Raw genomic sequence first — 15,812 nt, forward strand, 5'->3', positions numbered from 1 at the left:
AGCGGAACGTCACGGGCCGATAACACTCTGTCCGCATAGTGAACGGGCCATAGCGCCTACCCGAACACGTGACATAGAAACTCCCCATGTTCTGGGTCCTGTTCCTCGTCCTCGCCTGCGGCGCCGCCGGTGTGTCCGCCGGCCGGCTCTGCCTGGCCGCCGTGCGCGCCGCCGAGAGCGAGAAGCGCGCTGACGGGCCGGGCCCCCGCGAACTGACGCTGTACGAGACGGCGTTCCTGTCGGGCGGGCCCGCGCGCGTCGCGGACGTGACGCTGGTGTCGATGGCGCGCGGCCGCCGCCTGCTGCTCGCGCACACCGGCTGGGCGACCGTCGTCGACCCGGTCGGCCGCGACGCCATGGAGCAGTCGGTGCTCGGCGCGATCGGCCCGCTGGGGCAGGCCCGCACCGCGCCCCTGCGGTCCGCGGCCGCGGCGGACGAGGCGGTCGTGGCGCTCGCGGAGCGGCTGGTGGCGGCCGGGCTCGCCGTGCCCGACGCGGCCCGCGTCACCGTCGCGGACGCGGTACGCCAGGTCCGCGCGGCGAGCGTCCTCGTCGTCGTGCTCGGCGCGCTCGCCACGTTCCTGCCCGGCCCGGGCGCCGCGCCCGGCACGCCCGTCGCCCTGTGGTTCGCGCTGCCGCTGCTGCTCACCCTGAGCTGTCTGGCCATCGCCCGTATCGAGGTCCACCCCTACACGCAGTGGGCCTCCCCCGCCGGGCAGCGGCTGCTCGCCGCGCTCCCCGAGGGCACCGGCACGCTGCTGTCGGTCGCGGTGCGCGGGGTCCGCGCGATCGACGACCCGCAGTTGCGCGCGGCCCTCGCACCGGGACACGCCGACCCGTCCGGGTGAGCCGGGAGCGGCGGACGGCGCATCGGGGTCAGGGGATCGGGGTCCGTGCCCCGACACCCGCGCCCCGGTGCTTTACATGACCCGTCACCGCCCGAAGGATCCCTCTCGCCGCGCGCCGCACGGGCGCCCGGCGAACGAAAGGGATGCGTCCGAGCGATGAGAGCAGCCGCCGCCCGCTACGCCGCCGCGGGGTCCCTCGTCCTGTCGGCGCTCGTCGCCGCCCCGGCCGGCGGCGCGCGCGCCGCCGAACCCGGCGGGCCGGGCGTCCCCGAGAGCGTCGGCACCGCGCTCGCCGCCCAGCGGGCCGCCGCCCGCGGCATCCGGTTCGCCGCGTGCCCGGCCGCCGAGGACCTGCCCGACCTCGTGACCTGCGGGACGGTCACCGTGCCGCTGGACTACACGCACCCCGAGGGCCGCCGGATCAAGCTGACGGTGAGCCGGATCAAGGCGCGCGGCAAGGACGGCGGCGGGCGCGCCGTCCACCGCCAGGGCGCGCTGGTCTTCAACCCGGGCGGACCCGGCGGCAACGGCATGTACTTCCCGCTCGCCGGGATGATGCCCGAGTGGAAGCGGATCGGCGCCGCCTACGACCTCGTGGGGTACGCGCCGCGCGGGGTGGGGCGGTCGGCGCCGCTGTCGTGCCGGGACCCGAAGACGTTCGCCAAGGGCCCCTCACAGGCGCCGGTGCACCCCTCGGCCGCGTACAAGCGGGAGCGGATCGCGCGGGCGAAGGCGTACGCGCGCGGGTGCGCGAAGCGCAACCCCGACCTCGCGCACTACTCGACGCTCGACAACGCCCGCGACCTCGACGTGCTGCGGGCCGCGCTCGGCGAACACCGGCTCACGTTCATGGGCGCGTCCTACGGCACCTATCTGGGCGCGGTGTACGCGACGCTGTTCCCCGCGCATGTGCGGCGCATGGTGTTCGACTCGGCGGTCGATCCGGACCCGGCGAAGGTCTGGTACCGCGACAACCTGGAGCAGTCCGCCGCGTTCGAGCGCCGCTGGGCCGACTTCCGCGCGTGGGTCGCCAAGCACGACGCCGTCTACGGCCTCGGCCGGACACCGGGCGCGGTGCAGCGCTCGTACGACAAGGCGCGCGCCCGGCTTGCGCGCAGGCCGGCCGGCGGGAAGGTCGGGCCGGGCGAGTTGCAGGGCGCGTTCTTGCAGGCCGGGTACTACGACGACTACTGGCCGCTGCGGGCGCTCGCCCTGTCGGAGTATCTGCGCGGCGACCCCGGGCCGCTCGTCGGGCAGGCCGCGCCGCCGCGCCGGGCCGCCGCCGAGAACGAGAACGCCTCCGCCGTCTACACGGCGATCGAGTGCAACGACGCGCCCTGGCCGACGGACTTCACGACGTGGGACCGCGACAACACCCGGCTCGCGCGGACCGCTCCGTTCGAGACCTGGGACAACGCGTTCATGAACCTGCCGTGCGCCTACTGGCGCGCGCCGCACCGCACCCCGCTCGATGTGCGCGCCCTGCCGGGGCAGTTGCCGCCGACGCTGATCCTCGCGGCGGAGCGGGACGCGGCGACGCCGTACACGGGCGCGCTGGAACTGCGGCGCAGGCTCGCCGGTGCGGTCCTGGTCACCGAGCGCGGCGCGGGCACGCACGGCGTGGCCGGCGGCGCGAACGCCTGCGTCAACCGGCACATGGACGCCTACCTGCTGCGCGGCGAACTGCCGAAGCCCGGCGCGGCCGACTGCGCGCCACACGCGGAGCCGACACCCCTCGGGGCGGGCTCGCACCACAAGAAGCGCGCGCAGCCCGCGAAGAAGCGTGTGCAGCCCGCACAGCCGGGGGCCCCCGCCGCCTGACGTGAGGCGACGGGGGCGGGGACGGCTGGGACCCGGAGTTACGCGAGTCCGGCGACCAGTTCGCTGACGGAGCGGCGGCGGCCCGTGAAGAACGGGACCTCCTCGCGCACGTGCCGGCGGGCCTCGGAGCCGCGCAGGTGGCGCATGAGGTCGACGATGCGGTACAGCTCGTCGGCCTCGAAGGCGAGGATCCACTCGTAGTCACCGAGGGAGAACGAGGCGACCGTGTTGGCGCGCACGTCAGGGAAGCCGCGGGCCATCTTGCCGTGGTCGGCGAGCATGGTGCGCCGCTCCTCGTCGGGCAGCAGGTACCAGTCGTACGAGCGGACGAACGGGTACACCGAGATGTAGTCGCGGGGCGTCTCGTCGGCGAGGAACGCCGGGATGTGCGAGCGGTTGAACTCGGCGGGGCGGTGCAGCGCCATGTTCGACCAGACCGGCGTGAGCGCGCGGCCGAGCCTCGTGCGGCGGAAGAGGTTGTACGCCTCCTGGAGCTGGTCGGCGGTCTCCGCGTGCCACCAGATCATCAGGTCGGCGTCGGCGCGCAGGCCCGACACGTCGTACGTGCCGCGGACGGTGACGTCCTTCGCGGCGAGCTGGTCGAACAGCTCCTGGACCTCGTCCGCGTAGCCGGCGCGGTCGTCGGGGAGCACGTCCTTCAGCTTGAAGACGGACCACAGGGTGTAGCGGATGACCTCGTTGAGGTCCTTCGCCAGCTTGCCCTTGTTCGGAATGCGTGCCGGGTCTGTGGTGGTGTTCTCGTCGCTCATGTCTTCATTCTCCCGCTCCGCCGTGCATGCTCTGCACCGGGTCGGCGTCGAGTGCGTCACGCGCGCCCAGGTCACCGCGGAGCGCGTCGACGGCCGCGTGGGCACCGGCGATGCAGGCGGGGATGCCGACCCCGTCGTAGGCCGCGCCGCACACGGCGACGCCCGGCAGCGCGGCGATGTGCTCGCGCACGCGCGCGACGCGGGCCGCGTGCCCCACGGGGTACTGCGGCAGGCCGTCCTGCCAGCGGGTGACGTGCGCGGCGACGGGCGACGCGCTCAGGCCGACGGCGTCGGCGAGGTCGGCGCGCGCGATGTCGACGAGGTCGGCGTCCTCGCGCGTGAGGTCCTTGTCGTCGCCGTAGCGGCCGACGGAGGTGCGCACGACGAGCAGGTCGGGGTTCTCCCGGTCGATCCAGCCCCACTTCTGCGAGGCGAACGTCGCCGCCTTGATCGTGCGGCCGTCCACGGGCGGTACGAGGAAGCCGCTGCCCGGCGGCAGTTCGGCGCGGGAGCGGTCGAAGGCGAGGGTGATCAGGGCCATGCTCGCGTACTCCACGGCCCGCAGCTCCTGCGAGGCGTGCGGGGAGGCGGTGCGCAGCAGGCTCGCGGCCTGGGCGGCGGGCAGCGCGATGATCACGTCGTCGGCGTCGAAGGTGCGGCCGGACTCGGTGACGATGCGCCACAGCGGCTCGCGGGGCACCTCGTCGCGGGCGTGGTCGTGGGCGGCCCGCGCGGTGTTGCGGGCGCCGAGGGTGCTGGCGCGCTCCCCGAGCAGGATCTCGCCGCCCTTCGCGCGGACCGCGTCGGCGACGGCGAGAGGCAGGGTGCCGACGCCGCCCTCGACGCCCGTGAACACCGGCCCGTCCTGCTGGGCGGCGGCGGAGCGGTCCTGCACGGCGCGCACGGCCTCCAGCAGCGAGGGGTGGCGGCGGGCCTCCTCGAACAGCTGCGGGACGGCGCTGCGCATCGAGATGCGGTAGGCGTCACCGGCGTACACCCCGCCGAGGAGCGGTTCGACGAGCCGGTCGACGACCTCGCGGCCGAGGCGGGCGGCGACGTACGCGCCGACCGCGACGTCGTCGCCGATCTCGGTGGGCGGCAGGTCGGCGTCCTCGGCGATCCGGGCGAGCGCCTCCTCGGACAGCAGTCCCGCGAGCGCGTCGGCGGTGCCGGGCACGCCCATGACGTGGCCCTTGGGCATGGGGTGGAGGCTGCCGCGGGACCACAGGGAGGCGGTGGCGGTGGTGGGCGGCTGGAGGCGCTCGCCGAGGCCGACCGCACGGGCGAGGCCGACCGCCTCGGGGCGGCGGGCCAGCATGGACTCGGCGCCGAGGTCGACGCGGGCGCCCGCGATGTCGCCCGCGTGGAGCTTGCCGCCGAGCCGGCCGGACGCCTCCAGGAGCGTCACCCTGACCGGTTCGTCGCCGTCGAGCCATCGGTGGGCCGCGGCGAGTCCCGTGATGCCGCCGCCGATGACGACGACCTTCCTGACCTGACCAGTTCCCGTACGTGTGTCCGCTTGGCGCATGTCCCCACTCTCTCAGAATCCGGGACCGGTCCTGACGTGTCCCGACCGTGACCGCTTCGGGACCGGCCGGACACCACCGGTTCGGGCGTGCCGCGCGTCGAAGGTACGAAGGCTGTCGGCCACGTCCCCGGGGGTACGTCCATGCTCCGTTCCCAAGTCGGTCTCCGTCCGCGCCCGCTGCCGCGCGCGCTCGCCGGTGTGCTGCTCGTCGGCGCGCTCGCGCTCACCGGCTGCTCCGCGGGTTCCGGCGGCGACTCCGCCTCCGACGCCAAGGGCGGGCCCGGGCGCGCCGCGGCCCCTTCCGGCGCGCCGGCCACCGCCGCCGGGGTGCCCGGCGCCACCGCCTCGGGCGGCGCGGCGGACCGGCCGGGGCAGCCGCCGAAGGTCGCCGCCGCCCATGTCGTGCGTACGGCGCGGCTGTCGGTGCGCGTCAAGAGCGTGCCGGACGCCCTGGACCGGGCCCGGGCGGCGGCCGGGGACGCGGGCGGCTTTGTGGGCGAGGAGGCGACGGACCGCGACGGGCACGGCCGGGAGCGGTCCGTGCTGACGCTGCGGGTGCCGCAGGACGCGTACGACCGGGTGCTGCGTGAACTGTCGGGCGCGGGGCGGCTGTTGTCGATGGATGCGAGCGCGAAGGACGTCACCGACCAGGTCGTCGACGTGGAGAGCCGGATCAGGTCGCAGCGGGCCAGTGTGGCGCGGGTGCGGGAACTGATGGACCGGGCCTCGAAGTTGAGCGACGTGGTGGAGCTCGAGGGCGAACTGTCCAGCAGGCAGTCCGCGTTGGAGGCGCTGCTCGCGCAGCAGGCCGCGCTCAAGGACCGGACGTCCCTGGCGACGATCTCCCTGCGGCTGACCGAGGCGCCGCCCCGGGCCGCGGCCGGCGGCGGGGACGACGGGCCCGGCGTGGGGGACGCGCTGGCGGGCGGCTGGGGCGTGTTCGTGGCGTGCGTGCGGTGGATCGCGCTGGCGCTGGCCGCGGTGCTGCCGTTCGCGGTGCTCGCCGCGCTGCTGGTGCTCGGCTGGCTGCGTCTCGTACGTCCCGTGCTCGCCCGGCGCCGCCCCGCATCCGCCGCCTCCGTCCCCTCCCCCTCCCCCGCGCCGCTGCCCACGCACCCGGCGGGGCACGGCGGGCGGGACGCGCGGGAGGGCGCGCGGCAGGCCGCCCAGGAGACAGTGCAGGAGGCCGCGCGGAGGCCGGAAACGGACGGGACCGCGCGGTGAGCGGCACGGGCGGGAGCGCGCGCTGAGCGGCACGTAGCGTGGGCGCATGAGCAACGAGAAGACTGCGCGGGAACGGCTCGTGGTGATCGGCGGCGACGCGACCGGCATGGCCGCCGCGTCGCAGGCGCGCCGGCTGCGGGGCCCGGACGAGCTGGAGATCGTGGCGTTCGAGCGGGGCGACTTCACCTCGTACTCGGCGTGCGGCATCCCGTACTGGGTCGGCGGGCAGGTCGAGGACCGCGACGAGCTGATCGCGCGCTCACCCGAGCAGCACCGCGCCCGCGCCATCGATCTGCGGATGCGCACCGAGGTCGTCGGCATCGACCCCGAGGGGCGCCGGGTCCGGGCCCGCGACCTGGAGCGCGGCGCGCAGGAGTGGGTCACGTACGACAAGCTCGTCATCGCCACCGGCGCGAAGCCGATCCGTCCCGACCTGCCGGGGATCGACGCGCCGGGCGTGCACGGGGTACAGACCCTCGGCGACGGGCAGGCGCTGCTCGACACGCTGCGCGGGACGAAGGGGCGGCGGGCGGTCGTCGTGGGCGCCGGGTACATCGGCGTCGAGATGGCGGAGGCGCTGCTGCACCGGGGCTACGAGGTGACCGTCGTCAACCGGGGCGCCGAGCCGATGTCCACGCTCGACCCCGACATGGGCCGCCTCGTGCACGACGCGATGAACGGCCTCGGGATCACCATGGTCGGCGACGCGGCGGTCACCGGGATCCGCACCGGGGACGACGGGCGGGTGCGGGCCGTGGCGACCGAGGACGCCGAGTACCCGGCGGACGTGGTCGTGCTCGGCATCGGCGTACAGCCCGACACGGAGCTGGCGCGGGCGGCGGGCCTGCCGCTCGGCGAGTCGGGCGGCCTGGTGACGGACCTGGCGATGCGGGTGCCGGGGCCGCTCGCGGACGGGCGGATCTGGGCGGGCGGCGACTGCGTGGAGGTCCTCGACCTCGTCTCGGGCCGGCGCCGGCACATCGCGCTCGGCACGCACGCGAACAAGCACGGGCAGGTCATCGGGGCGAACGTCGGCGGCGGCTACGCCACGTTCCCCGGCGTCGTCGGCACGGCCGTCAGCAAGGTCTGCGACCTGGAGATCGCCCGTACGGGACTGCGGGAGAAGGACGCGCTCCGGGCGGGCCTGCGGTTCGTCTCCGCGACGGTGGAGTCGACGAGCCGCGCGGGCTACTACCCGGGGGCCGCGCCGATGACGGTGAAGATGCTGGCCGAGGAGCGCACCGGCAAGCTCCTCGGCGTGCAGATCGTGGGCCGCGAGGGCGCGGCGAAGCGGGTCGACGTGGCGGCGGTGGCGCTGACGGCGGGCATGACGGTCGAACAGATGACGGCGCTCGACCTCGGGTACGCGCCGCCGTTCTCCCCGGTCTGGGACCCGATCCTGGTGGCGGCCCGCAAGACGGTGGCGGCGGTACGGGGCGGATAGCGCGCCGGATCAGGCTCCCGGGCGGGGCTTCCGACAGACCGACGGCCGGCCCCGACCGCTCGAAGGAGGGCGGTCGTGGCCGGCCGGGCGGTACGCGTGTGCGGGGAGGCGGCTCAGCGGGCCGTCTCGGCGTGGACGTACTCGACGAGGCGGGTCAGCGCGTCGGGGTCGGTGTTCGGCGGGACGCCGTGGCCGAGGTTGAAGACGTGGCCCTCCAGACCGGCCGCCGCGTCCAGCACCTCGCGGGCCTTGGCGCGGGCCGCGTCGGGCGTGGCGAACAGGACCGCCGGGTCGAGATTGCCCTGGAGCGCCTTGCCGGGGCCGACGCGGCGGGCGGCCTCGTCGAGCGGGACGCGCCAGTCGACGCCGACGACGTCCGCGCCGGCCTCGCCCATGAGCCCGAGGAGTTCGCCGGTGCCGACACCGAAGTGGATGCGCGGGACGCCGTACCCCTCGACGGCCCGGAAGACCTTCGTGGACGCGGGCATCACCGAGCGCCGGTAGTCGGCGGGGGCCAGCGCGCCAACCCAGGAGTCGAACAGCTGCACGGCGCCGGCGCCGGCCTCGATCTGCACCTTCAGGAACGCGGAGGTGATGTCGGCGAGGCGGTCGAGCAGGTCGGCCCAGAGTTCCGGGTCGCCGTACATGAGGGCCTTGGTGTTCTCGTGGTTGCGGGAGGGCCCGCCCTCGACGAGGTAGCTGGCGAGGGTGAAGGGCGCGCCCGCGAAGCCGATCAGCGGCGTCGCGCCGAGCTCGGCGGTGAGCAGGCCCATGGCCTCGGTGACGTACCAGACGTCCTCGGGGGTCAGCTCGCGCAGCCGGTCGAGGTCGGCGCGGGTACGGAACGGCTGGGCGACGACCGGGCCGACGCCGGGCTTGATGTCGAGGTCGACGCCGATGGCCTTGAGCGGGACGACGATGTCGCTGAAGTAGATCGCCGCGTCGACGCCGTGCCGGCGCACCGGCTGCAAGGTGATCTCGGCGACCAGCTCGGGCCGCATGCACGACTCCAGCATGGGGATGCCCTCGCGCACCCGGCGGTACTCCGGCAGCGAGCGCCCGGCCTGGCGCATGAACCACACCGGCGTGTGCGGCACGGGCTCGCGCCTGCACGCCTTGAGGAAGGCGGAGTCCTTGACGGCGTCGTTCGTCGCTGACGGCTGGTGGCCACTGGCCTGGGTGTTGGCACTCACACCGAAGAGTGTCCCACGCGCGCGAACCTGGCCGACAAGCGCGTCGCGGCGGTGTCCCTCCCCGCCTGAGGGCCTCCTTCCCCTTAACCTTCCCGGCATGGCTGCGGCTCAGGGACGACAGACGGACGGTCCTTACAGGGCCGAGGGAATGAGTGAATCGGTGCGGGAGGGGCAGAACGCTCGGGACATGAACGCTGCACACGTGGACGACGCCACCGACCCCACCCCCCTACCGTTCCGGACGGCGGTCGACGCGCTGCGGGCGGCGCGGCTGCGGCCGGAGATCGAGATCGACCCGACGCGCCCGCCCCAGCGGCTGGCGCCGTTCTCCTACGCGCTCGAAGCCTCCGTCGTCGACAGCCGGGACGACGACGAGGTCCTGGCCGACGGCCGGCTGGTCCTGCTGCACGACCCGGCCGGGCACGAGGCATGGCACGGAACGTTTCGCCTGGTGACCCTGGTCCGCGCGGAACTGGAGCCGGAGATGGCGGCGGACCCGCTGCTGCCCGAGGTGTGCTGGTCGTGGCTGACGGGCGCCCTCCAGGCGCGCGGACTGACGTACGGGGAGGCGTCCGGCACGGTGACCCGGGCCGGTTCGCACTACTTCGGCGGGATCGGTGACCGGCCACCCGCATCGCAGATCGAGATCCGGGCGTCGTGGACGCCGCGCGAGGGGCGCGGCGGGGTGCCGGACACGGCGGCCCACCTGGCCGCCTGGTGCGAACTGCTCTGCCAGATCGCGGGCCTGCCGCCCGCGCCGGCGGGCCCCTCCGGGGGGCGGCCGGGCACCGGGTCCTCGGGGTCATCCGGCGCGTCCGGCGGCGAGGGCTCGGTGGTGACACTGCCTCAGCGGCGGGGCCCCCAGCCCTCCTGAGCCCTCTCCAGTCACGTCGCGCCCTCGCGCGCGGGGGGCGTTTTTCGGCCGCGTCGGGATCTCTCCCGGCGCGGCCGTCGGTCATTTGGCCGGAGCAGACGATCACGGATCGAGTCGGTTCGATCTTCGGATGATCGATACTGTGTCCGAATTGCACGAATTGCCACTCACCAAATCGTGATCTTTCCCTAAAGGCCCGGGGGTTTGCTGCCGAAGAGGTCAAAGACCTTGAAAGTGTCCCGCACCCCAGGAGGCCTGGTGTCCGTTCTCCTCGAGCAGCCCTCAAGCCTGGTCGCCTACCGCCCGAACAAGCCGACCGCGATGGTGGTCGTGGCCGACCCGCGCGTCCGTTCCACCGTCACCCGCCATCTGTGGGCGCTCGGTGTACGTGACGTCATCGAAGCCTCGTCCGTCGCGGAGGCTCGTCCCCGCATCGGCAACCCCCGTGACATCTGCGTCGCCGACGTCCATCTCCCCGACGGCTCCGGTCTGACGCTCCTCTCCGAGACCCGCGCTGCGGGCTGGCCCAACGGCCTCGCCCTCTCCGCGGCCGACGACATCGGCGCCGTGCGCAACGCCCTCGCGGGCGGCGTGAAGGGCTACGTCGTCACCGGCACCCGTACCAACGTGGGCCTGCCCACCCGCCCCGGCGCCGCCCCCATCGGCGCCGCGGCCGCCCGTATGCACCGCCGCCCCCCGGGTGCCCCGAGCCACCCGGGCGGCTACCGGGAGCTGTCGGGCCGCGAGGTGGAGGTCCTCCGCCTCGTCGCCGAGGGCCAGTCCAACAAGGCCATCGGCGTCTCGATGGGCCTGTCCGCCCTGACCGTCAAAAGCCACCTCGCCCGGATCGCCCGCAAGCTCGGCACGGGTGACCGCGCCGGCATGGTGGCGGTCGCCCTGCGCACCGGAATCATCCACTGACCCCACTCCCCCACCCCACCCCCGCCCGTCGCCGGAACGTTTCCGTCGACGGGCGGCGACGTGTGCCCCACCCGCGCCCGCACCCGCGTTTTCGCAGGTCAGTTGACCAATGGCCGGAACACGCAGGTCAGGTTCGTGGGCGTACCGATACCCTTGACCGGTGACCGACGCCCAAGAGACCGCAGCAGACAGTTCACTGCGCACCACCGGGGGCGCTCCCCCGGACGACAGCCGTTCTGCCGGCGGCTCTGTGGACGGGGCGCCGATCCCGTTGCTCGAACCGCGCGAGGGCATCCCGCCGGTGATCGCCGACGAGGCGGCGCTCGCGGAGGTGGTCGCGGCGTTCGCGGCCGGTTCCGGGCCCGTCGCCGTGGACGCCGAGCGGGCCTCCGGCTACCGGTACGGGCAGCGCGCCTACCTCGTGCAGTTGCGCCGCGAGGGCGCCGGGTCCGCGCTCATCGACCCCGTGGCCTGCCCCGATCTGTCCGCCCTCGGCTCCGCCATCGCCGACGCCGAGTGGGATCTGCACGCCGCGACGCAGGACCTGCCGTGTCTGCGCGAGATAGGCATGACGCCGAGCCGGCTGTTCGACACCGAGCTGGCGGGGCGGCTCGCCGGGTTCCCGCGCGTCGGACTCGGCGCGATGGTGGAGAACGTACTGGGCTACCAGCTGGAGAAGGGCCACTCCGCCGTCGACTGGTCCACCCGCCCGCTGCCCGAGCCGTGGCTGCGGTACGCCGCGCTCGACGTGGAGCTGCTCGTCGATCTGCGCGACGCGCTGGAGAAGGAGCTGGAGCGGCAGGGCAAGCTCGACTGGGCGCACCAGGAGTTCGACGCCATCGCCTCCGCGCCGCCCGCCCCGCCCCGCAAGGACCCCTGGCGCCGCACCTCCGGCATGCACAAGGTGCGCAGGCGCCGGCAGATGGCCGTCGTACGGGAGCTGTGGACCGCCCGCGACAAGGTGGCGCAGCGGCGGGACGTGTCGCCGGGCAAGGTGCTCGGGGACGCGGCGATCGTCGAGGCGGCGCTCGCCCTGCCGCCCAACGTGCACGCGCTGGCCGCCCTGCCCGGGTTCGGGCACCGGATGGGCCGCCGTCAGCTGGAGCAGTGGCAGGCCGCCGTGGACCGGGCGCGGGCGCTGCCGGACGCGGAGTTGCCGCAGCCGGGGCAGGCGGTGACCGGGCCGCCTCCGCCGCGGGCCTGGGCCGACAAGGATCCCGCCGCCGCGGCTCGGCTGGCGGCTGCGCGGGCGGCCGTGTCGGGGCTCGCGGAGACGTTGAACATGCCGCAGGAGAATCTGATCACGCCCGACACCGTGCGGCGGGTGTGCTGGGAGCCGCCCGCCGCCCTGGACGCCGCGTCCGTCGGGGACGCGCTCGCCGCGCACGGGGCGCGGGCCTGGCAGGTCGAGCAGGTCACGCCTGTGCTGGTTGCCGCGTTGGGGGCGCGGGGCTGACGGTTCGCTCCGCTCGGGGTCCCTGGTTCTCGTACGTCGGTTGTACGGGCCGGGGGCTTCGGTGTTTTCGGGGGCGGGCGCCTGGGGCGGCGTGCGGGTTGGTCGTCGGGTGCGGGTGGGTCGTGGTTGCTCGCGCCGTTCCCCGCGCCCCTGGCGGGGCGGTGGGGGTGTGACGTTCGCCGCTTGGGGGGCGGGGGGTGGGCATGGGGGTTACTCGTAAGTAGCATGGAGGGGTGAGCGCGCGCTCAGGCGCGCGCCGTGGCAGTGCCGTCCCGCATCTTGGAGGAGAGCCATCGTGCCTCGTACCGTCAGGGACGTCGTCTTCGTCGACGGCGTCCGCACCCCGTTCGGCAAGGCGGGCCCGAAGGGCATCTACCACGAGACCCGCGCCGACGACCTCGTCGTCAAGGCCATCCGCGAGCTGCTGCGCCGCAATCCGAACCTCGACCCCGCCAAGATCGACGAGGTCGCCATCGCCGCGACCACGCAGATCGGCGACCAGGGCCTGACGCTCGGCCGTACCGCCGGCATCCTCGCGGGCCTGCCGCAGTCCGTTCCCGGCTACTCCATCGACCGGATGTGCGCGGGCGCGCTGACCGCCGTGACGACCACGGCCGGCTCCATCGCGTTCGGCGCGTACGACGCCGTCATCGCCGGTGGCGTCGAGCACATGGGCCGCCACCCCATGGGCGAGGCCGTCGACCCGAACCCGCGGTTCGTCTCGGAGAAGCTCGTCGACGAGTCGGCCCTGTTCATGGGCATGACGGCGGAGAACCTGCACGACCGCTACCCGCAGATCACCAAGGAGCGCGCCGACAAGTACGCCGTCGCCTCCCAGGAGAAGGCGGCGAAGGCGTACGCGAACGGCAAGATCCAGCAGGACCTGGTCCCGATCTCCGTGCGCAACACCAACGCCGAGGTCGGCGAGACCGGCTGGGGCCTCGTGACGGCCGACGAGCCGATGCGCCCGGGCACGACGCTGGAGAACCTCGCGGGCCTCAAGACGCCGTTCCGTACGCACGGCCGCGTCACCGCGGGCAACGCGGCGGGCCTCAACGACGGCGCCACCGCCTCGATCATCGCCTCCGAGGACTTCGCGCGCGAGAACGGCCTGCCGGTCAAGATGCGCCTCGTCTCCTACGCCTTCGCGGGCGTCGAGCCGGAGGTCATGGGCTACGGCCCGATCCCCGCGACGGAGAAGGCCCTCGCCAAGGCGGGCCTGTCCATCGGGGACATCGACCTGTTCGAGGTCAACGAGGCGTTCGCCGTGCAGGTGCTCGCCTTCCTCGACCACTACGGCATCGCCGACGACGACGCGCGCGTCAACCAGTACGGCGGCGCCATCGCCTTCGGCCACCCCCTGGCCTCCTCCGGCGTCCGGCTGATGACGCAGCTCGCCCGCCAGTTCGAGGAGCAGCCGGAGGTCCGCTACGGCCTCACCACGATGTGCGTCGGCTTCGGCATGGGCGCCACCGTGATCTGGGAGAACCCGCACCACAAGGACGCCGGAGGCGACAAGTGAGCACCAGCACCGCCGAACTTCTCAAGGGTGCCGCCGAGCTGTTCCCGGGCGAGGTCGTCACCTCCGCCCACGTACGGCACCTCGAACTGCCCTACGGGGCGGGCCGGTTCGCCCTGATCACGCTGGACAACGGCTTCGACCACACGAAGCCGACCACGTTCGGCCCGGGCTCGCTCGCCAACCTCAACACGGCGATCGACCAGGTCGAGGCGGAGGCGAAGGCCGGCGAGATCGTCGGCGTCGGCATCACCGGCAAGCCGTTCATCTTCGCGGTCGGCGCCGACCTCAAGGGCGTCGAGCTGCTCAAGCGGCACGAGGACGCGCTCGCCATCGGCAAGGGCGGCCACGAGGTCTTCAAGCGGCTGTCCGCGCTGGCGGTGCCCACGTTCGCGTACTACAACGGCGCGGCCATGGGCGGCGGCGTCGAGGTCGGCCTGCACTGCACGTACCGTACGGTCTCCAAGGCGCTGCCCGCCTTCTCGCTGCCCGAGGTCTTCCTCGGCCTCGTGCCCGGCTGGGGCGGCTGCGCGCTGCTGCCGAACCTGATCGGCGCCGACAAGGCCGTCTCGGTGATCATCGAGAACAGCCTCAACCAGAACAAGCAGCTCAAGGGCAAGCAGGTCTACGAACTGGGCATCGCGGACGCGCTGTTCGAGGGCGCCGACTTCCTGGAGCAGTCGCTGATCTGGACCGCGCAGGTCCTCAAGGGCGACGTCGCGGTCGAGCGCGCCGACGTGGACCGCGGCGAGGCGTGGGACCAGGCCGTCGCGCGCGGCCGGTTCATCGCCGACAGCAAGGTGCACGGGGCGGCCCCGGCCGCGTACCGCGCGCTGGAGATCATCGCGGCGGCCAAGGACGGCGACCTGCAGGCCGGGTTCGACGCCGAGGACAAGGCGCTCGCCGACCTGATCATGGGCGGCGAACTGCGCTCCGGCATCTACGCGTTCAACCTCGTGCAGAAGCGCGCCAAGCGTCCGGCCGGCGCCCCCGACAAGGCGCTGGCGCGTCCGGTCACCAAGGTCGGCGTGGTGGGCGCGGGCCTGATGGCCTCGCAGCTCGCCCTGCTGTTCCTGCGCCGTCTGGAGGTGCCGGTCGTGCTGACCGACATCGACCAGGAGCGCATCGACAAGGGTGTGGGCTACGTCCACGCCGAGATCGACAAGCTGCTCGGCAAGGGCCGTATCAATCAGGACAAGGCCAACCGCCTCAAGGCCCTGGTCACCGGCGTGCTCGACAAGGCGGAGGGGTTCGCGGACGCGGACTTCGTCATCGAGGCCGTGTTCGAGGAGATCGGCGTCAAGCAGCAGGTGTTCGCGGAGGTCGAGGCGGTCGCCCCGGCGCACGCGATCCTCGCCACGAACACCTCGTCGCTGTCGGTCTCCGAGATGGCGTCGAAGCTGAAGCACCCCGAGCGGGTCGTCGGCTTCCACTTCTTCAACCCGGTGGCGATCCTGCCGCTCCTGGAGATCGTGCGCGGCGAGCAGACCGACGACGCGGCGCTCGCCACGGCGTTCGGCGTCGCCAAGAAGCTGAAGAAGACCGCCGTTCTCGTCAAGGACGCCCCGGCGTTCGTCGTGAACCGCATCCTGACCCGCTTCATGGGCGAGATCCAGAACGTCATCGACGAGGGCACCCCCGTCGAGGTCGCCGAGAAGGCCGTCGAGCCGCTCGGCCTGCCGATGTCGCCGCTCGTGCTCCTGGAGCTGGTCGGCCCGGCGATCGGCCTGCACGTCTCGGAGACCCTGAACCGCGCCTTCCCGGAGCGCTTCACCGTCTCCCCGAACCTCGCGGCCGTCGTCAAGGCGGGCAAGCGCGGCTTCTACGTGTACGACTCGGGCAAGCCGGAGCTGGACCCGGAGGTCGCCGCGCTGCTCAAGCAGGGTGACTCGGTGCTCACCGAGGAGCAGGTCCGCGACCGTGTCCTGGACGCCGTCGCGCAGGAGATCGGCCTCATGCTGGACGAGGGCGTCGTCGCCGAGGCGCAGGACATCGACCTGTGCCTGATCACCGGCGCCGGCTGGCCCTTCCACCTGGGCGGCATCACGCCGTACCTGGACCGTGAGGGTGTCTCGGAGCGCGTGAACGGCAAGCGGTTCCTCGCGCAGGGCGTCGCCAGCGTCCCCGCGTAAGCACCTGCCACGCAGTAAGGCGACGGCCGCCCCCGGACACTCGGGGGCGGCCGTCGCCGTTGTGCGCGTGCGATGCTGAGGG

12 protein-coding genes are annotated in these 15,812 nt (G+C 73.8%); 9 read left to right on the forward strand and 3 right to left on the reverse strand.

From position 1 onward, the window contains the following. The first annotated feature begins 86 nt into the window (after positions 1–86). Both ACZ7LY_RS01090 and ACZ7LY_RS01095 read left to right on the forward strand, forming a co-directional pair. Complete coding sequence (locus ACZ7LY_RS01090) at positions 87–848, forward strand: TIGR04222 domain-containing membrane protein (protein WP_471622353.1); 762 nt, start codon at positions 87–89, stop codon at positions 846–848. Positions 849–1,004: 156 nt separating this feature from the next. Beyond that, positions 1,005–2,669: an alpha/beta hydrolase gene (locus tag ACZ7LY_RS01095; RefSeq protein WP_471622354.1), complete on the forward strand. Its 1,665-nt coding sequence runs from the start codon at positions 1,005–1,007 to the stop codon at positions 2,667–2,669. A gap of 38 nt (positions 2,670–2,707) precedes the next feature. On the opposite strand, the gene hemQ is transcribed toward ACZ7LY_RS01095, so the two are convergent. Both hemQ and hemG read right to left on the reverse strand, forming a co-directional pair. Continuing rightward, entirely contained in the window at positions 2,708–3,439 is a 732-nt protein-coding gene (gene hemQ, locus ACZ7LY_RS01100) for a hydrogen peroxide-dependent heme synthase (protein WP_471622355.1), read from the reverse strand. Positions 3,440–3,443: 4 nt separating this feature from the next. Further along, positions 3,444–4,967, reverse strand: coding sequence for a protoporphyrinogen oxidase (hemG, locus tag ACZ7LY_RS01105; protein WP_471622356.1), 1,524 nt, complete (start codon positions 4,965–4,967; stop codon positions 3,444–3,446). A 141-nt stretch (positions 4,968–5,108) separates the two neighbouring features. On the opposite strand from hemG, the gene ACZ7LY_RS01110 reads away from it, so the two are divergent. Both ACZ7LY_RS01110 and ACZ7LY_RS01115 read left to right on the forward strand, forming a co-directional pair. Then, on the forward strand, positions 5,109–6,191 hold the full coding sequence (locus ACZ7LY_RS01110; protein WP_471622357.1) for a DUF4349 domain-containing protein: 1,083 nt from the start codon (positions 5,109–5,111) through the stop codon (positions 6,189–6,191). 46 nt (positions 6,192–6,237) lie between these two features. Continuing rightward, positions 6,238–7,635, forward strand: a complete 1,398-nt coding sequence (locus ACZ7LY_RS01115) for an FAD-dependent oxidoreductase (protein ID WP_471622358.1) — start codon at positions 6,238–6,240, stop codon at positions 7,633–7,635. Positions 7,636–7,748: 113 nt separating this feature from the next. On the opposite strand, the gene hemE is transcribed toward ACZ7LY_RS01115, so the two are convergent. Further along, positions 7,749–8,828, reverse strand: coding sequence for a uroporphyrinogen decarboxylase (hemE, locus tag ACZ7LY_RS01120; RefSeq protein ID WP_471622359.1), 1,080 nt, complete (start codon positions 8,826–8,828; stop codon positions 7,749–7,751). Between the two features lie 97 nt (positions 8,829–8,925). On the opposite strand from hemE, the gene ACZ7LY_RS01125 reads away from it, so the two are divergent. From ACZ7LY_RS01125 to ACZ7LY_RS01145, 5 genes are all read left to right on the forward strand, one after another. Beyond that, the gene (locus ACZ7LY_RS01125; RefSeq protein ID WP_471622360.1) at positions 8,926–9,702 is read left to right on the forward strand and encodes a DUF3000 domain-containing protein; all 777 of its coding nucleotides are present in this window, start codon (positions 8,926–8,928) and stop codon (positions 9,700–9,702) included. Positions 9,703–9,960: 258 nt separating this feature from the next. Next, on the forward strand, positions 9,961–10,623 hold the full coding sequence (locus ACZ7LY_RS01130) for a response regulator transcription factor (RefSeq protein WP_164301513.1): 663 nt from the start codon (positions 9,961–9,963) through the stop codon (positions 10,621–10,623). 160 nt (positions 10,624–10,783) lie between these two features. Further along, on the forward strand, positions 10,784–12,079 hold the full coding sequence (locus ACZ7LY_RS01135) for an HRDC domain-containing protein (protein WP_471622361.1): 1,296 nt from the start codon (positions 10,784–10,786) through the stop codon (positions 12,077–12,079). Positions 12,080–12,374: 295 nt separating this feature from the next. Beyond that, complete coding sequence (locus ACZ7LY_RS01140) at positions 12,375–13,601, forward strand: thiolase family protein (RefSeq protein WP_471622362.1); 1,227 nt, start codon at positions 12,375–12,377, stop codon at positions 13,599–13,601. Continuing rightward, complete coding sequence (locus tag ACZ7LY_RS01145; RefSeq protein WP_471622363.1) at positions 13,598–15,730, forward strand: 3-hydroxyacyl-CoA dehydrogenase NAD-binding domain-containing protein; 2,133 nt, start codon at positions 13,598–13,600, stop codon at positions 15,728–15,730. The genes ACZ7LY_RS01140 and ACZ7LY_RS01145 overlap by 4 nt, the downstream gene beginning before the upstream one ends. Positions 15,731–15,812: the final 82 nt, after the last annotated feature.

The organism is Streptomyces sp. NPDC107550 (assembly GCF_055639095.1).